The 17,711-nt window shown below is 59.6% G+C and carries 16 protein-coding genes and 1 pseudogene; 7 read left to right on the top strand and 10 right to left on the bottom strand.

Annotation, left to right across the window (positions count from 1 at the left end):
* The first annotated feature begins 1 nt into the window (after window position 1).
* The 3 genes from WFM45_RS17190 to WFM45_RS17180 all read left to right on the top strand — a co-directional run bounded on the left by WFM45_RS17190 (window position 2) and on the right by WFM45_RS17180 (window position 2,392).
* Complete coding sequence (locus WFM45_RS17190; RefSeq protein ID WP_082997448.1) at window positions 2–862, top strand: L-ribulose-5-phosphate 3-epimerase; 861 nt, start codon at window positions 2–4, stop codon at window positions 860–862.
* Window positions 856–1,551, top strand: a complete 696-nt coding sequence (araD, locus tag WFM45_RS17185) for an L-ribulose-5-phosphate 4-epimerase (protein WP_079452420.1) — start codon at window positions 856–858, stop codon at window positions 1,549–1,551. The genes WFM45_RS17190 and araD overlap by 7 nt, the downstream gene beginning before the upstream one ends.
* Window positions 1,552–1,693: 142 nt before the next feature.
* A complete protein-coding gene (locus WFM45_RS17180) occupies window positions 1,694–2,392 on the top strand; it encodes an RluA family pseudouridine synthase (protein WP_336956546.1) in 699 nt (232 codons plus the stop codon).
* A 7-nt stretch (window positions 2,393–2,399) separates the two neighbouring features.
* Here WFM45_RS17180 and WFM45_RS17175 read toward each other — a convergent pair whose 3' ends face one another.
* Window positions 2,400–2,939, bottom strand: coding sequence for a DUF2058 domain-containing protein (locus tag WFM45_RS17175; RefSeq protein ID WP_004931599.1), 540 nt, complete (start codon window positions 2,937–2,939; stop codon window positions 2,400–2,402).
* A 303-nt stretch (window positions 2,940–3,242) separates the two neighbouring features.
* On the opposite strand from WFM45_RS17175, the gene WFM45_RS17170 reads away from it, so the two are divergent.
* From WFM45_RS17170 to WFM45_RS17160, 3 genes are all read left to right on the top strand, one after another.
* Window positions 3,243–4,220 carry a DUF1852 domain-containing protein gene (locus WFM45_RS17170; protein WP_049277091.1) on the top strand — a complete coding sequence of 326 codons (978 nt, stop codon included), beginning with the start codon at window positions 3,243–3,245 and terminating at the stop codon, window positions 4,218–4,220.
* Between the two features lie 25 nt (window positions 4,221–4,245).
* Complete coding sequence (locus WFM45_RS17165) at window positions 4,246–5,277, top strand: methionine synthase (RefSeq protein ID WP_085337114.1); 1,032 nt, start codon at window positions 4,246–4,248, stop codon at window positions 5,275–5,277.
* 171 nt (window positions 5,278–5,448) lie between these two features.
* Window positions 5,449–6,798 carry an MFS transporter gene (locus WFM45_RS17160; RefSeq protein ID WP_336956543.1) on the top strand — a complete coding sequence of 450 codons (1,350 nt, stop codon included), beginning with the start codon at window positions 5,449–5,451 and terminating at the stop codon, window positions 6,796–6,798.
* An 81-nt stretch (window positions 6,799–6,879) separates the two neighbouring features.
* Here the strand turns inward: WFM45_RS17160 and mscS are convergent, their stop codons facing one another.
* On the bottom strand, window positions 6,880–7,746 hold the full coding sequence (gene mscS, locus WFM45_RS17155) for a small-conductance mechanosensitive channel MscS (RefSeq protein WP_015378992.1): 867 nt from the start codon (window positions 7,744–7,746) through the stop codon (window positions 6,880–6,882).
* A gap of 205 nt (window positions 7,747–7,951) precedes the next feature.
* Here mscS and WFM45_RS17150 point away from each other — a divergent pair, with 205 nt between their 5' ends.
* Entirely contained in the window at window positions 7,952–8,620 is a 669-nt protein-coding gene (locus tag WFM45_RS17150) for a DUF1345 domain-containing protein (RefSeq protein ID WP_085337116.1), read from the top strand.
* A 56-nt stretch (window positions 8,621–8,676) separates the two neighbouring features.
* Here the strand turns inward: WFM45_RS17150 and fbaA are convergent, their stop codons facing one another.
* The 8 genes and pseudogenes from fbaA to WFM45_RS17110 form a co-directional block, all read right to left on the bottom strand.
* Window positions 8,677–9,756: a class II fructose-bisphosphate aldolase gene (gene fbaA / locus WFM45_RS17145; protein ID WP_004931586.1), complete on the bottom strand. Its 1,080-nt coding sequence runs from the start codon at window positions 9,754–9,756 to the stop codon at window positions 8,677–8,679.
* 116 nt (window positions 9,757–9,872) lie between these two features.
* A complete protein-coding gene (pgk, locus tag WFM45_RS17140) occupies window positions 9,873–11,036 on the bottom strand; it encodes a phosphoglycerate kinase (RefSeq protein ID WP_004931584.1) in 1,164 nt (387 codons plus the stop codon).
* A gap of 70 nt (window positions 11,037–11,106) precedes the next feature.
* Window positions 11,107–12,123 (bottom strand): erythrose-4-phosphate dehydrogenase, encoded by a 1,017-nt coding sequence (gene epd, locus WFM45_RS17135; RefSeq protein WP_004931582.1) that lies wholly within the window; start codon window positions 12,121–12,123, stop codon window positions 11,107–11,109.
* Window positions 12,124–12,435: 312 nt separating this feature from the next.
* Window positions 12,436–12,561 (bottom strand): annotated as a pseudogene (locus WFM45_RS17130) (LysR family transcriptional regulator); the annotation flags it as partial.
* 49 nt (window positions 12,562–12,610) lie between these two features.
* Window positions 12,611–13,681, bottom strand: coding sequence for an ABC transporter ATP-binding protein (locus WFM45_RS17125; RefSeq protein ID WP_085337117.1), 1,071 nt, complete (start codon window positions 13,679–13,681; stop codon window positions 12,611–12,613).
* Window positions 13,674–15,443, bottom strand: a complete 1,770-nt coding sequence (locus tag WFM45_RS17120) for an ABC transporter permease (protein ID WP_004931567.1) — start codon at window positions 15,441–15,443, stop codon at window positions 13,674–13,676. The genes WFM45_RS17125 and WFM45_RS17120 overlap by 8 nt, the downstream gene beginning before the upstream one ends.
* A gap of 78 nt (window positions 15,444–15,521) precedes the next feature.
* Window positions 15,522–16,610, bottom strand: coding sequence for an ABC transporter substrate-binding protein (locus tag WFM45_RS17115; protein WP_041922370.1), 1,089 nt, complete (start codon window positions 16,608–16,610; stop codon window positions 15,522–15,524).
* Window positions 16,611–16,779: 169 nt separating this feature from the next.
* On the bottom strand, window positions 16,780–17,697 hold the full coding sequence (locus WFM45_RS17110) for a DMT family transporter (RefSeq protein WP_004931563.1): 918 nt from the start codon (window positions 17,695–17,697) through the stop codon (window positions 16,780–16,782).
* Window positions 17,698–17,711 lie beyond the last annotated feature (14 nt).

The following is a 17,711-nucleotide window of genomic DNA, read 5'->3' as shown; positions in this document are numbered from 1 at the left end:
TATGCGTCAGCACCCGTTGGGAATCTACGAGAAAGCACTGCCGAAACACCTGAGCTGGCCCGAGCGCCTGGCGCTGGCCAAGGCCTGCGGCTTCGACTTCGTCGAAATGTCGGTGGACGAAAGCGATGAACGCCTGGCGCGCCTGAGCTGGAGCAAGGCGCAGCGCTTGGCGCTGGTGGAAGCCGTGCTGGAAACCGGCATCCGCATCCCGTCGATGTGCCTCTCCGGCCACCGGCGCTTTCCGTTTGGCAGCCACGATCCGGCGCTGCGCCAGCGCGCCTTCGACGTGATGGAACAGGCCATTCAGCTGGCCAAAGACGTTGGTATCCGCACCATCCAGCTGGCCGGCTACGACGTGTATTACGAAGAACAGGACGAGGGGACGCTGGCGCGCTTTAGCGAAGGCATGCAGTGGGCGGTAGAGCGTGCCGCCGCCGCCCAGGTGATGCTGGCGGTGGAAATTATGGATACCGCCTTTATGAACTCGATCGGTAAATGGAAAGCCTGGGACGCCCTGCTGGCCTCGCCGTGGTTCACGGTATATCCGGACGTCGGCAACCTCAGCGCCTGGGGCAATGACGTGCCGCGCGAGCTGGAGCTGGGCATCGATCGCATCGCCGCCATTCACCTGAAAGACACCTACCCGGTCACCGCCGTTTCGCCGGGACAATTCCGCGACGTGCCGTTTGGCGAAGGCTGCGTCGACTTCGTCGAGGTGTTTCGCACGCTGCAGCGCCTCAATTACCGCGGCGCATTCCTGATTGAGATGTGGACCGAAAAAGCCGAGGAGCCGGTGGCCGAGATCGTTCAGGCCCGCCGCTGGATCGAACAGAAAATGCAACAAGGGGGCATGACATGCTGACTCAGTTAAAACAACAGGTGCTGGAGGCCAATCTCGATCTGCCGCGCCATAAGCTGGTGACCTTTACCTGGGGCAACGTCAGCGCGGTGGATCGCGAACGCGGCCTGGTGGTGATCAAGCCTTCCGGCGTTGAATACGAGCATATGACGGCGGAGGATATGGTGGTGGTCGATCTGGCCAGCGGCCGCACCGTCGAGGGGGTAAAAAAACCGTCGTCGGACACCGCCACCCATCTGGCGCTGTACCGCGAATTCGCCGATATCGGCGGCATCGTGCACACCCATTCGCGCCACGCCACCATCTGGGCGCAGGCCGGGCTGGATATCCCCGCCTGGGGAACCACCCACGCCGACTACTTTTATGGCGCGATCCCCTGCACTCGCCTGATGACCCAGGATGAAATTGAGCACGATTACGAACTGGAAACCGGCAACGTGATTATCGAAACCTTCCGCCGGCGCGATATCAATCCCAACGCGATCCCGGCGGTACTGGTCAACGCCCACGGCCCCTTCGCCTGGGGCAAAGACGCCCACAATGCGGTGCATAATGCGGTGGTGCTGGAAGAAATTGCCTACATGGGCATTTTCTCGCGCCAGCTGACGCCGGGCATTCACAGCATGCAGCGCGAACTGTTGGACAAACACTACCTGCGCAAACACGGCCAACACGCCTACTACGGGCAGTAGCGCGCCGGGGCTTTAACCGTGGCACCCGATGCTTTGCCGCATCGGGTGCCAACGGGCATGAGGCGCAGCGTAGCGAAAACCGCATTCGCCCATCGGCGAAAAATTCGCTATCATCCGCACCCACCCTCCAGCCGGCCGCCCGATGTCTACGATCACCGATACCTTTATCGCCCCGCCATGCCATGACCAGATAGAGATCCTCTATCAGGACGATCATCTGGCGCTGATCAATAAGCCGGCCGGGCTGCTCAGCCTCTCGGGCAAGAATCCGCAGAATCTCGATTCGGTACACCACCGGCTGGTACAGAGGTTCCCCGGCTGCGCCCTGGCGCACCGCCTGGATTTCGGCACGTCCGGTTTGATGGTGGTGGCCCGCAACAAGGCCGTCAACGCCGCGCTCTGTCGGCAGTTCAGCGAACGCACCGTCGGCAAAGTGTACAGCGCGCTGCTCTGCGGCCATCTGGCGGATAACGAAGGGGTAATAGACGCGGCGATCGCCAAAGATCCGGCGTTGTTCCCGCTGATGTCGATTTGCGCCCTCCACGGCAAGCCCGCCCGCTCCCGCTATCGGGTCGTCGAACGTTTTTATCGTGAAATGGAAGGCGGGATCTCGCTGCCGCTGACGCGGGTGCAGCTCACCCCGGAGACCGGACGCACCCACCAGCTGCGTATTCACAGCCGGCAATTGGGCCATCCTATTTTAGGTTGCGATCTGTATGGCGGGCGCCTGCTGCCGGGTGCCGAACAGACGCCGCGGCTGATGCTGCACGCCAGCGAGCTGGACTTTGTGCACCCCATCAGCGGAGAGCGGATAGCCGCTCGTCACGCCGCGCCGTTCTGAACGCGGCTTACCACATCAAATCGTCGGGCACTTTAAAGTCGGCGTACGGATCGTCTTCATCCTGCTCTTCCTGACTCAGCGCGCTGTGCAGCACTATGCTGGCCGCATCACGCTGCGCGATTTTATCGGCGACGCTCGCGGGGATAATCGCGTATTCACACTCTTCGCGGCTCTCGACAACCAAGCGGGCAATGGCGAGGCGGCCATTGATCAGCTGCGTCTGGGTCGCTTTATCCACCAGGATTTTTTTGATCAGGTTACCGTCGGTGAAGTTGAAACCGATATCGCCTTTCGCCAGGACGATGCGGTTCATCTCGATCAGCTGCTTCACCTGCGCCTTGTATTCTTTGGACAGCGCTGCCTGCTTTTGCTGCTCGCTCAGTTGCTTATCGCGCTCAAGCTGCGCCTTTTTATTCTCTTCCACCGCCTCTCTGGCCTCGCGCGCCTGAACGCGTGATTTTTTAGCCGTTCTCTGGACTTTGGCCATTTTCTTGCTGGTTACCAAGCCCGCTTTGAGCATCTGCTCTTGTAAGGTGAGTTTTGTCATGTTCGTGTCTGAAGCCTTGGGGTCATGGGGGGATTATACCCGTAATTTTTCAGGCTGCACCAGCTTGCCGGGCGGCTGCACCGCAGGGCAACGGCGGCAAACCCACCTGAACCCCAGATCATGAATGTGGCTCATGTGGTAATGAAATTAAGTCTCTTTCACTCCCACCGGGACTCTGGCAAAAATAGACCTCATTAACGACAGACAATATGAAATCGGCTGAACGAAAAAATATAAAAACAAGCCATTGAAATAAATGGATAAACCCAGCCTTCATATCATATAACAGGATGCTATAAGACGATGAATAGAGACTTTACCTTTACGATTAAGAGCAGTTCTTTCAATGAAGATTATAACCCTTCTGAAAATACGCGTATCACCACCAACTTCGCCAATTTGGCCAGAGGGGAAAACCGCCGGGAGAACCTGCGCAACACGCTGGTGATGATTAACAACCGCTTCAATTCGTTGGCGCATTGGGATAACCCCAAGGCCGATCGCTATGCGGTCGAGCTTGAAATCATTTCGGTTGAGATGCGCATTGAAGATCACAGCGCCAGCTTCCCGGTAATAGAAATCCTGAAAACCAACATCCTTGATAAAAAAACGCAAACGCGTATCGAGGGCATCGTCGGGAACAATTTCTCCTCTTACGTGCGCGATTACGACTTTAGCGTCTTGCTGCCGGCGCACAATAAAAACACGGCGGAATTTACCATTCCGGATGATTTCGGCGATTTGCACGGCAATATCTTTAAGCACTTCGTCAATTCAAACGAATACCATGAGAATTTCAGCAAACCGCCGGTGATCTGCCTCAGCGTGTCCAGCAAAGACACCTATCATCGGACGGGCAATCAACACCCGGTCTTGGGCGACGAGTATCGGCAAGACGGCGCTTCGCTGACCGACCGGTATTTTAAAAAAATGGGCCTGCAGGTGCGCTACTTCATGCCGAAAAATAGTGTCGCGCCCCTGGCGTTTTATTTCCCCGGGGATTTGCTGAGCGATTACACCGATCTGGAGCTGATTGGCACCATCAGCACGATGGAGACCTTCCAAAAAATCTATCGGCCTGAAATTTACAATGCCAACTCGGCGGCGGGGCAATGCTATCAGCCAAGCCTGAATAACCAGGATCATTCATTAACCAAGATTGTTTACGATCGAGAAGAGCGTAGCCAGTTGGCGATTGAGCAGGGGAAATTTACGGAAGAGCAATTTATCAAACCCTACAAGCCTATTCTTGAGCAATGGTCTGCTCACTACGCGCTTTGATTCACTTAAATACAGGTCACCTATCATGAAAATATTGCTCCCCACATCGACCGCCGGCAGCTTACCCAAACCGGTCTGGCTGGCCCAACCGGAAACCCTGTGGTCGCCCTGGAGATTGCAAAATGAAGAATTAATCGAAGGCAAGCAAGACGCCCTGCGTCTATCGCTGGCAGAGCAACAACAGGCCGGCATCGATATCGTCAGCGATGGCGAGCAAACGCGCCAGCACTTCGTCACGACGTTTATCGAACACCTCAGCGGCGTCGATTTCGAGAAACGCGAAGTGGTTAAAATCCGCAATCGCTACGAGGCGAGCGTGCCAACCGTGGTGGGGGCGGTCTCGCGTCAAAAGCCCGTTTTCGTTGAAGACGCCAAATTTTTACGCCAGCTGACCCAGCAGCCGATTAAATGGGCCCTGCCGGGGCCGATGACCATGATCGACACGCTTTATGACAACCACTATAAAAGCCGCGAGAAATTGGCCTGGGAGTTCGCCAAGATCCTCAATCAGGAAGCCAAAGAGCTTGAGGCCGCCGGCGTCGACATTATTCAGTTTGATGAGCCCGCATTTAACGTGTTCTTTGACGAGGTGAATGACTGGGGCATCGCCGCCCTGGAAAGAGCCGTTGAAGGGCTTAAGTGTGAAACGGCCGTACATATCTGCTATGGATACGGCATTAAGGCCAATACCGACTGGAAAAAGACGCTGGGCTCTGAGTGGCGGCAATATGAAGAGGCGTTTCCCAAGCTGCAAACGTCGACTATCGATATTATCTCGCTGGAATGCCATAACTCGCACGTGCCGATGGATCTGCTTGAACTGATCCGCGGTAAAAAGGTGATGGTCGGCGCCATTGATGTAGCGAATCATGCCGTCGAGACGCCGGAAGAAGTGGCCGCTACGCTGCGTAAGGCGCTGCAGTTTGTCGATGCCGACAAGCTCTATCCGTCGACCAACTGCGGCATGGCCCCTCTGCCTCGTCAGGTCGCCCGCGGCAAGCTGAATGCCTTAAGTGCAGGCGCCGAGATCGTGCGCCGGGAACTGTTGGCCAAATAACCGCACCAGCGCCCGCCGCAGTAGCCTCCTGTGGCGGGCGATGATCATCGTCTCCCGCTCCCCGCAACGCCCCCCCTCTGGTGTATACTCGGGTTTCTACGCGATGCCAGCCACAGCGGCCTGAACGGCCCCTCAGCCAGCCCACAACAGCTTAATAACAGTGGAACCCTCATGAGCCCAGATACCGCTCGCATCAGCGAAATCATCGATCGCGCCAGGATCTCGCCTTATCAAATCCTGATCCTGACCTTATGTTTCCTCATCGCCCTGCTGGACGGGTTCGATACCGCCATCATCGGCTATATCGCCCCGGCGCTGCGCGAAGAGTGGGGCCTGCAGCCAGCGCAGCTCTCCCCCGCCTTCGGTGCGGGATTGTTCGGTCTGCTGATCGGCAGCCTGCTGTTCGGGCCGCTCGCCGACGCTATCGGCCGCAAGCGCGTGCTGCTCGTCGCGGTGCTGGTGTTTGGCGGCTGCACCCTGGCTTCAGCCTATGCGCATTCGATCGAATCCCTGACCCTGCTGCGCTTTATCACCGGCATTGGCCTCGGGGGCGCGATACCGACCTGCATCACCCTCAGCTCTGAGTACTCACCGGCGCGCCGGCGCATGCTGATGGTCACCCTGAGCTGGAGCGGCTTTACCGCCGGGCTGGCCCTGGGCGGCCTGTTGGCCGGGCAGATCATCCCGGCGTTCGGCTGGCGCGGCCTGCTGCTGGTCGGCGGCATGGCACCGTTGGCGCTGCTGCCGCTGTTGGCCTGGCAAATGCCCGAGTCGGTGCGCTTTATGGCCGCCAGCGCCAAACATGCCGATCGGCTGCGCCTGGTGGTCGAGCGTATCACCGGCCAGCGTTGGACGGGGGGACCCATTGTCGATGACGAGCGCCCGGCGCAGGCCAGGTCGCCGATCTCGCACCTGTTTATCGAAGGGCGCGCCGTGCGCACCCTGCTGCTGTGGGCGGCATTCTTCTGTTCGCTGTTCGTGTTCTACCTGCTCACCAGTTGGCTGCCGACGATCCTCAAAGACGCCGGTTTCGATATCGCCCACGCCTCGCGCATCGGCGCGATGGTGCCGCTCGGCGGCACCCTGGGCGCCATCCTGATGGCGCTGCTGATGGATCGGGTCGGGCCCTATCGCGTGCTGGCCGTCTCCTACCTGGGCGCCGCGCTGGTGATCGGCGTGACCGGGTATCTGATGGGCGACGCATACACGCTGGCCGCCGTCGTGTTCCTGATCGGCTTCGGCGTGGCCGGCGCGCAAAACGGCCTGAATCTGGTTTCCGCCACCCTTTACCCGACCGCAGCCCGCGTGACCGGCGTCAGCTGGGCCATGGCCAATGGCCGTTTCGGCTCGATCGTCGGCTCGATGCTCGGCGCCTGGATGATGACCGCCGCCGGTTCGCCGGAAGTGTTCTTCCTCTGGCTGGCGCTGCCGGCGCTGCTGGGCGCAGCCGCCATCTTCCTGCTCTATCGCCTCAGCCTGCGCCGCCGCGCGCCGCTCACGGAGCCGGCGGCCGGCATCTGAACTCGCGGAAATAAAGGGCCGGGGCGCCATCAGTGACGTCTCGGCCTGCAATAAAAAAGGGGGCCAAGGCCCCCTTCTCTGTTATTCCGCCTTGGCGGAAGCGTCTTCGGTGCGATACAGGTGCACGTCCATTTGCGGGAACGGAATGCCGATGTTGTGGGCATCCAGCGCGCGCTTGAAGTTTTCCATCAGATCGAAGTACACATTCCAGTATTCCGCGTTAGTGGTCCAGGAACGGGTCACGAAGTTCAGAGAGGACGGCGCCATCTCGTTCAGACGCACGGTCACGCCTTTGGCGTGCATGATGCGCTTGTCGGCGGCGATCACGTCGCCCAACACCTTCTTCACCACATCGATATCGGCGTTGTAGGCCACGCCTACCACGATGTCCACGCGGCGGTTCGGTTCGCGGGAGTAGTTGATGATGTTGCCGGCGATGATTTTACCGTTCGGCACCACGATGGTTTTGTTGTCTGCGGTACGCAGGGTGGTGGAGAAAATCTGCACCTGATCGACGGTACCGGCCACGCCGCCCAGATCGACATACTCACCCACGCGAAGCGGGCGGAAGATCACCAGCAGCACGCCGGCGGCGAAGTTGGACAGCGAGCCTTGCAGCGCCAGGCCGACGGCCAAACCGGCGGCACCCAGCACGGCGATCACCGAGGTGGTCTGCACGCCGACGCGCCCCAGCACCGCGATGAAGGTGAATGCCAGCACGCCGTAACGTACGATCGCCGACAGGAAGTCTGCCACCGTGGCGTCGATGCCGCGCAGCTTCATTACGCGGTTCAGCGCATTGCCGACCACGCGGGCCACGATCGAACCGATGATCAGGATAACGATGGCGGCGACGATATTTACCGCATACTGGATCAACAGATCCTGGTTCTTCACCAACCAGTCGCCGGCACCGTTGATGCCGTCTACTACATTCAAATCTTTCATTCGTGTCGTCCTAACTCAGTCCCTAACGGGAGAAACTCGCAAAAATACACTGGCTTCGGCAGCCAGTAGGAAACCACCGCCTAAGGGTAACCAACATTAAAGGCTCATGCCAACCGTCAGCGTTAAAAATAGCCGAAACCGCCCGCCGCTTCTTCTATGCTGAGAACAGCGCGTTGGCCATTTCACGACAAGGGATCCGTTCTTCATGCACATTCGCTCTTCGCTCAAACACTATTGGCAAGTGCGGCCCAGGCTGCTGTTTTCCGTCGGCGCCGGGCTGTTGTGCTTCCTGCTGCTGCCCGCCCAGCTCTCGTTGTTGCAGCGTTTGATGATCGGCTGGAATACGCTGGCCTGGCTCTATCTGCTGTTTCTCTGGCGGCTGATGTTGGTCAGCACGCCGCAGCACATTCGCCAGATCGCCCGGCGACAGGACGAAAGCGCCAGCACGGTGTTGGCGCTGGTCAGTTTCGGTTGTCTGGTGAGCATTCTGGCGATCCTGTTCGAATTGAGCAGCGCCAAACAGGCCAGCGACTCGCTGAAAACCCTGCATCTGGCACTAACCGGCGGAACGCTGGCGGTTTCCTGGCTGCTGCTGCCAACTGCCTTCACCATGCATTACGCCCATCAATTTTATCGCCAGGGTGCGCAGCAGGCCCCTTTGCCTCTGCTGTTCCCCGGCAACCTCACCGAGCCGACCTATCTGGACTTCGCCTACTTCTCCTTCACCATCGCGGTCGCGTCGCAGACCGCCGATGTGGCGGTCGGTGCGGCAGAGGTGCGCAAGATCACCCTGTTGCAGTCGGTGATCTCCTTCGCGTTCAACATGCTGATCCTGGGTCTGTCCATCAACGTCGGTGCCGGCCTGTTGGGCTGAAAACGAAAAAGGCTCCCCGCAGGGAGCCTTTTGCATAGTGCAACAGCTGGCGAAGATTACAGAACGTCTACCGCGTTCAGATCTTTGAAGGCCTGCTCCAGACGCGTCACCATGCTGGTCTGCGCTGCGCGCAGCCAGACGCGTGGATCGTAGTATTTCTTGTTCGGCTGATCGGCGCCTTTCGGGTTGCCCAGCTGGCCCTGCAGGTAAGCTTCGTTCGCTTTGTAGTACTGCAGGATGCCGTCCCAGGTCGCCCATTGGGTGTCGGTGTCGATGTTCATCTTGATCACGCCGTAGCTGACGGACTCTTTGATTTCCGCATCGCTGGAACCGGAACCGCCGTGGAACACGAAGTTCAGGCTGTTATGCGGCAGGTTGAATTTCTCGGAAACGTATTTCTGAGAATCGCGCAGGATGGTCGGAGTCAGCTTAACGTTACCTGGCTTGTACACGCCGTGCACGTTACCGAACGAGGCTGCGATGGTGAAGCGCGGGCTGATGGCGTTCAGTTTTTCGTACGCGTAAGCCACGTCTTCCGGCTGGGTGTACAGCGCGGAAGCGTCCATATGGCTGTTGTCCACGCCGTCTTCTTCACCGCCGGTGCAGCCCAGTTCGATTTCCAGCGTCATGCCGATTTTGGCCATGCGCTTCAGGTAGGCGCTGCAGATCTCGATGTTTTCTTCCAGAGATTCTTCAGACAGATCGATCATGTGGGAAGAGAACAGCGGTTTGCCGGTAGCGGCGAAGTGCTTCTCACCGGCGTCCAGCAGGCCGTCCAGCCATGGCAGCAGTTTCTTCGCGCAGTGGTCGGTGTGCAGGATCACCGGCACGCCGTAGTGTTCAGCCATCTGGTGAACGTGGTGTGCGCCGGAGATAGCGCCCAGAATCGCTGCGCCCTGAGGCACATCGGTCTTCACGCCTTTGCCGGCGATAAACGCGGCGCCGCCGTTGGAGAACTGAACGATGACCGGCGCGCGCACTTTAGCCGCGGCTTCCAGCACTGCGTTGATGGAGTCGGTACCCACGCAGTTTACCGCTGGCAGCGCAAAGTTGTTCTCTTTAGCAACTGCGAAGACTTTCTGAACGTCATCACCCGTGATGACACCCGGTTTTACGAAATCAAAAATTTTAGACATGTTACTTTGTCCTGTTTCGTCGGCCGTAGATGGATGTAAATCGATGTTTTCACGCCGCGCAGCGTTAGCCGCGCGGTATAAAACAAACGGGCGGCTTTCGCCTCCCGTTGTCTGAATTACTGCTTAGCGCGCTCTTCCAGCATCACGACTGCAGGCAGCGGTTTCCCTTCAACGAATTCCAGGAATGCGCCACCGCCGGTGGAGATGTAGGAAATTTTGTCAGCGATACCGAACAGATCGATGGCTGCCAGAGTGTCGCCGCCGCCAGCGATAGAGAAAGCGTCGCTATCGGCGATCGCGCGGGCGACAATTTCGGTGCCCTTACGGAAGTTAGGGAACTCGAATACGCCAACCGGGCCATTCCACAGAATGGTCTTGGCGTTCTTCAGGATAACGGCCAGACGCTCGGCAGAGACGTCGCCCATATCCAGAATTTGCTCGTTGTCCTGGATCTCGCTCGCCGACTTCACGGTCGCGGTTGCGGTTTCGGAGAACTCGGTCGCTACGCGCACGTCGGTCGGCACCGGAATGTCGCAGGTTTCCAGCAGTTTCTGCGCGTTCGGGATCAGGTCAGGTTCGTACAGGGACTGGCCCACGTTGTTGCCCTGCGCCGCCACGAAGGTGTTGGCGATGCCGCCGCCGACGATCAGCTGATCGGCGATTTTGGACAGGGAATCCAGCACGGTCAGTTTGGTGGAGACTTTAGAACCGCCCACGATGGCGACCATCGGACGGGCCGGGTTGCCCAGCGCTTTGCCCAGCGCTTCCAGTTCGGCGGACAGCAGCGGGCCGGCACAGGCGACAGGCGCGAACTTGCCCACGCCGTGGGTGGAAGCCTGCGCGCGGTGCGCGGTGCCGAATGCATCCATCACGTACACGTCGCACAGCGCCGCGTATTTCTTGGACAGGGTTTCGTCGTCTTTCTTCTCGCCCTTGTTGAAGCGGACGTTTTCCAGCACCACCAGTTCGCCTTCGGCGACGTCGACGCCATCCAGGTAATCCTTCGCCAGACGCACTGGGGATTTCAGGTGGTCTTTCAGGTAGTTGACCACAGGCAGCAGGGAGAATTCTTCGTTGTACTCGCCTTCGGTAGGACGACCCAGGTGGGAGGTTACCATCACGCGGGCGCCTTGCTTCAGCGCAGCTTCGATAGTCGGCAGGGAAGCGCGGATACGCGCGTCGGAAGTCACTTTACCGTCTTTTACCGGCACGTTCAGATCGGAGCGGATCAGTACGCGTTTACCCGCCAGATCCAGATCGGTCATCTTAATTACAGACATGGTGAACCCTCTTTATTGAATCTCTATAAAATTGCCTGAGCAGCGCGCCAATCACGCCGGCGCCGCCGTACTAGAAACCGCTGGCGGCCATTGCCCGTGTTGTATCCAACATCCGATTGGCAAAGCCCCATTCATTGTCGCACCAGACCAAGGTCTTTATCAGGTGCTGCCCGCTGACCCGGGTCTGCGTACCGTCGACGATAGCGCTGTGCGGGTCATGGTTAAAATCGATCGAGACCAATGGTAATTCCGTGTAGTCAACTATACCACGAAATGATTCCCGTGCGGCCTTTTGCAACAGCTGGTTGACCTCCGCCACCTTCACCGCGGCGCTCACGCTGACGCTCAGATCGATAGCCGTCACGTTAATGGTCGGCACGCGCACCGAGATCGCCTCGAAGCGGTCGCAAAACTGCGGGAAGATGCGGGTGATGCCCGCGGCCAGCTTGGTATCGACCGGAATGATCGACTGGCTCGCCGCGCGGGTGCGCCGCAAATCCGCGTGATACGCGTCGATCACCGGCTGATCGTTCATCGCCGAGTGAATGGTGGTCACGGTGCCGGACTCGATGCTGTAGGCGTCGTCCAGCAGCTTGATCACCGGAATAATGCAGTTGGTGGTGCACGAGGCGTTGGACACGATGCGATGTTCCGCCAGCAGCGTCTGATGGTTGACGCCGAACACGATGGTGGCGTCCAGATCGTTGCCGCCCGGGTGGGCGAACAGCACTTTCTTCGCCCCCGCCGCCAGATGGGCTTCGCCATCCGCCCGGCTGCCGTACACGCCGCTGCAGTCCAGCACCACGTCGACGCCCAGTTCGCCCCAGGGCAACTGCTCCACCGCCGGCTGATGCAACAGGCGAATCGCGTCGTCCCCGACGCTCAGCGTGTCGCACTCCTGCCGCACATCCCAGGCGAAGCGGCCGTGGCTGGAGTCGTACTTCAGCAGATGGGCCATGCCCTCGGCGTTCGCCAGCTCGTTGATCGCCACCACGGAGATTTCCGCCCGTCGTCCCGATTCGTACAGTGCGCGCAATACGCTGCGGCCGATGCGGCCAAAGCCGTTTATCGCTATGCGGATGGTCATGCTGCTCCTGAAAAAGGGCCGTCCACGCCGGGTTGGCTCACCGGCACCGGTCGGCGCTGACTGGTTGTCTCACTAACCCGCATAGAGTAGTGGATCGTACCGCCCGCTGTGAATCGCCGAGTTTGCATTATTCCCGCGCTTCAGCGGTTTTTCACCGCCGTCACATCGGCATTTCTGTTGAAGAGTGCTTCAACTGAAACGCTTCAGCTGAGCATAAACCAAAGTTTTGGCAAAAGGAACAAGTGCAACAGTTCCTCAGGTAACGGAGGGGAGTTTTACGAGCATAAGATGATCTGGCGCACATTTTTGGCCTCAAGACCGCGACGGATTTTCGCTCGCCGGCCCCGTTTCGCCGTAGTGCTCACGAAAATAGTCGCGCAAAAATTCGACCGTCACCCGCACTTTCGCCGACGTTGCCAGCCGGGAAACGTATACCGCTAGCGGTTTAACTCTGTAAACGAAACGCCCGCATCGGCGGGCGTCCTGGTTAGGCTTTCGGGAATATCCACAGATGCTCGGCCGGCAGGGAGAGCCGGCACAGCGCCCGATCGCGCGCCTCGTGGCCATAGGCGCGCACCACGAAGTCTTCGGCCACGGTGCGGAACAGGTATTCCCAGCGATCGCCGAGATACATGCTGGTCAGCAACGGCAGCTCAAGCTGGTTGCCCTGCGGATCTTCGCCCAACTGCACGCGCTCCACGCGGATCACCGCCGTGCCCTCCTGCCCGACCTGCACGCCGGCGCCCGCTTTGCCCCACAGCGCCCAATCCTTGCCTTCGATGCGCGCCCGGTCGCCTTCCAGCGCCACGATCTTGCCCGGCAAGCGGTTGTTGCTGCCCATGAACTCGGCGGTGAACAGCGTGGTGGGCGAGCCGTACATCTCCTGCGGCGTGCCCTGCTGTTCGATTTTGCCGTTATTGAGCAGCAGGATGCGATCGGAAATGGCCATCGCCTCGTTCTGATCGTGGGTCACCATCAGCGCCGACAGACCGAGCTTGATGATCAGCTCGCGCAGGAATACCCGCGCCTCTTCACGCAGCTTGGCATCGAGGTTGGACAGCGGCTCATCCAGCAGGATCACCGGCGGGTTGTAGACCAGCGCACGCCCGATCGCCACGCGCTGCTGCTGGCCGCCGGAAAGCTGGTGCGGGTGCCGCTTGGCCAGATGCCCCAACCCGAGCTGATCCAGTACCGCCTGCACTCGCTGGGCGATTTCCGCCGAGCCGGTCTTACGCAGCTTCAGCGGGTAAGCGACGTTTTCAAACACCGTTTTATGCGGCCACAGGGCATAGGACTGAAACACCAGCCCCAGATTGCGCTCTTCGGCGGGAATTTCGCTGCGCGCGCTGCCGTTGTACACGGGGTTATTGCCGATGACGATCCGCCCCTGGCTCGGTTTCTCCAGCCCGGCCACCGCCCGCAGCAGCGTGGTTTTGCCACTGCCCGACGGGCCCAGCAGCGAGACCACTTCGCCCCGTTTCAGATCCATCGACACCCCTTTCAGCACCGGGTTGTCGCCATAGGTCAAATGCAGATTCTCTACCGAAAGTTCAATCATGTAATTTCACTCCAAAGCGCAAGGCGATCCCCAGCCCCAGCACCACCAGCAGAATATTGATGAACGACAGCGCGGCGACGATATCGATAGCGCCCGCGGCCCACAGAGAAACCAGCATCGAGCCGATGGTTTCCGTGCCCGGAGACAGCAGATACACCCCGGTGGAATATTCGCGTTCAAAAATCAGGAACATCAGCAGCCAGGAGCCGATCAGGCCATAGCGCGACAGCGGAATGGTGACGTGGCGGGTGATCTGGCCGCGGCTGGCGCCGGCGCTACGCGCCGCCTCTTCCAGCTCCGGCCCCACCTGCAGCAACGTGGAAGAGATCAGCCGCAGGCCGTAGGCCATCCACACCACGGTGTAGGCCAGCCAGACGCTGAAGATGGTGCTGCGCAGCGAACGCAGCCAGACAATCCAGTTAGCACGCAGCCACTCGGCCATCGGCAACGCCGACAGCCAGCCTTCCTTGAGCGATTTGTCCAGCCACATCGGCAGGAACAGGAACACCCACAGGAATGCCAGACCGGCCAGCAGCCCTGGCACCGCGCGCGGCACCAGCACGCTGTAGTCGAGGAAGCGCGTGGCGCCATCCGGCTTGCGGTGCATGGCGATGCCGATAAACAGGTAGCACGCCACCGCCAGCGCCCCGCCGATCACCCCGATCGCCATCGAGTTGACGATGGCGCGCAGCAGGTTGGGCTGCGCCCAGATGGTGCGAAAGGTGTTGATCGACAGTTCGTCCCAGACAGACACGCCCACGCCCCAGTTGGAGATAAAGGCGCGCAGCACCACGCCGATCAGCGGCACGCCGATGGTCACGGTCAGCCAGAACACCACCACCGCGCCGGCCACCCAGCGCCATTTACCCAGCGGCAGCGCGCGGGCCTGCGAGGCTTTGCCCTTGACGGTGACAAAGCGGTTGGCGGTGCGCATCAGCCGGCGCTGCAGCATCACCAACGGAATAGTGATGCAAATCAGCACCACCGCCACCGCCGCCATCAGATGGTAAGACGGCGTGCCCAGCTTGTTGGTCAACTGGTACAGGTAGGTCGCCAGCACCAGGTTGCCTTCCGGATCGCCCAGCACCAGCATCAGGCCGAACACTTCCAGCCCGAGGAAGAACAGCAGCACCCCGGCGTACAAGATAGACGGCCGCACCATCGGCAGACTGACGGCGGTCATCACCTGCAGCGGCGTGGCGCCGGCGGTGCGCGCCGCTTCTTCAACGTCGGAGCCCACGCTGCGCAGCGCCGAGGAGATGTACAGGTAGGCGTGGGGCACGTGCGTCAATCCGGCTATCACCACGATGCTGGCCATTGAGTAGATGTTCCACGGCACGAAGCCCAGCAGCGCCTCCGCCCACAGCGAGAAGAAGCCTACCGGCCCCGCCGCCACCACGTAACCGAAACCCAGCACCATCGGCGACACGAAGATCGGCACCAGAATCAGCGGTTCGATGATTCGCCGCCCCGGCAGATCGGTGCGCACCATCAGGAAGGCCAAAATGCCGCCGAGCGGGATGGCGATAATCACCAGGCCGAATGCCAGAATAAATCCGCTTTTCAGGGCTTTGTAGAAATCCGGGTCGGTAAAGATGAACTCGAAGGCCTCAAGGCTGAAGACCTTGGAAGGAGAGAAAAACGGTGCCGAGAGGAAGCTTTGAATAATGATAAACGACAGAGGGACATAGATAACCAGCGCGGTTATCAACACCACCAGGCCGCGCGGCAGGCTCTGCCACTTTCTGCGCCATGCTTGCATAAATGCTCCCTATGGTTGTAAACGACGACCAAAGGGCGCGCGCCCGTGCGACAGGCGCGCGTCCGAATGCAGTCCCTGTTATTTCGCCGCGGCGGCGCGCCATTGTTTGATGTAGTCGAGACGCTTGGCCGGCTGCAGATATTCCAGCAGGCTGTCATCGACCGGGATCGGCTTTAGCGCGTTACCCAACAGCTTGGTCATGCCATCGATGTCGTTCTTGCCTTCGATGTCGTTGCGGATCGAGGGGATATCCGCCTGATTGGCGAGAATATTTTGCCCTTTCTCCGACAGCACGTAGTCGAACCACAGCTTGGCGGCGTTAGGGTTGCCGGCCTCTTTGCTGATGAAGCTCACGCGCGACAGCACCAGGGTATAGTCTTTCGGATAGACAATGCCGAGCGACGGGTCGCTCTTGGCGCGAGCCTCGGCGTATGAACCGAGGATATTGAAGCCGATCAGGTTTTCACCGGAGGAAACGCGTTCCATCATGGTGCCGGTGGAGGATTGCACCGCCAACCCGCCCTTGGCCACGTCGGCCAGCGTTTTGAAGTAGTTGGGATCGGCCTTGAAGTCCTGCACCGACAGCATGAAGCCGACGCCGGATTTTTCGATGTCGTAGGTGGTGACTTTCTTCTTGAATTTGTCCGTCTGGCCGGCGATCAGCTTGGCCAGCGCCGCATGCGAATCCGGCACATCGCCTTGCGGGATCAGGCGTTTGTTATAGATAAACACCACCGGCTCGTAGGTGGTGCCATACACCTTCTCTTGCCATACCGCCCATTTCGGCAGCTGAGCCTGCTCGGGGGAGGCATATTCCTGCGCGTAATCGCCCGCCAGTTTCAAAATGGTGTCCATCGACGAGCTCCACACCACGTCGCCGCTGGTGCCGCCGGCCGCCTGCTCGCTGATAAAGCGGTTATACAGTTCGGTGCTGTTCATGTCGTTGTATTCGACCTTGATGCCCGGATACAACGCCTCGAACCCCTGGATCAGCGGCGCCGCCGCCTTGGTGTCGGTGGTCGAGTAAATCACCACCTTGCCTTCTTTCTTCGCGCCGTCGACCAGTTTCTGATAGTCGGCGGGGTAGCCCGCCGGGAAGGCCGCATAGGCGGACACGGAGCCCAGCAAGGTGATTGCCGCTACGGTCGCGCTGATTTTTTTCATCATCATCATCCATCCCCTGATTACATTTAATAAACCAAAAATTAACATATAGTTAATAACTGAGACGTAGCAACGGCGTTGCTTTGTTATCTTTCGGTTTTGTGAGGTTGGACGTTTTTCAGCCAATAAAAAAGCCCGGCAGCGCGGGCTTTACGGCGCTTCCAATCGCAAACTATTCGGCCAGGCGAGAACGCCGCAGCAGGCGAATTCGCTGTACGATGGCGACCCCCAGCAGGGTCAGGGCAAACCCCGCCAACTGCACCAGCGACAGCGCCTCGCCAAACAGCGCATAAGCCTGCAGCGCTGCCGCCGGCGGCACCAGCAGCATCAGCGCGGTAATGCGAGTCAAATCGCCGTGGCGCACCATCCAGATGAACAGCGCGGTGCCGCCCAGCGACAACACGCCGGCCGACCACAGCAGCGAGAACCACAGCGTCGGCGAATTGTCCCAGGCGCCGGAGCCCATCACGGCCGCCAACGCGCCGGTCACGATCGCCGCGCCGAGGTGCTGAATGGCGCCCGCCGCCCGCAGATCGGCCGCCGCCAGCGAAGACTTCTGCACCATGATGCCGATCGTCAGCGCGACGATGCTGCCAAACCCCATCAGGATCGGCAACAGCGCCATATTGCCGACATCAATGCCGGTCAGCCGGGGAGAAAGCACCAGCGCAACGCCGATAAAGCCGATCGCCAGCCCGGCCCAGGAGCGTAACCCTATCGATTTGCGCAGCACCAACGCGAAAATCAGCGCGGTGAACAGCGGCTGCAAGCCGCCGATCAGCGACATCACCCCGGCCGCCAGGCCGTTCGCTACCGCCCACCAGCTTGCAGCGAGATAAACGCCATTCATCAACATGCCGGTCAGCAGGTGCATCACGAACTGCCGCCCCTTGGGCCAGGCGCAATGCAATGCCAGCAAAGCGAATACCGCGGCGGCGATCAAAAAGCGAAAGGTCAGGAAAAGGTTGGGATCGGCATGATCCGCCACCGCCCGCGCGGCAATAAAACCCGTCGACCAAATTAATATCAGGAAAAACGGCGCGATAAATGCCTTTCGCCGATCGCGTTTTTCACGCGGGGTTATTTCCATATCACTACCTGAAA

Source organism: Serratia sp. KG1D (assembly GCF_037150675.1).
GTDB classification, from domain to species: domain Bacteria; phylum Pseudomonadota; class Gammaproteobacteria; order Enterobacterales; family Enterobacteriaceae; genus Serratia; species Serratia nematodiphila.
This window is presented reverse-complemented; position numbering and strand designations above follow the sequence as displayed.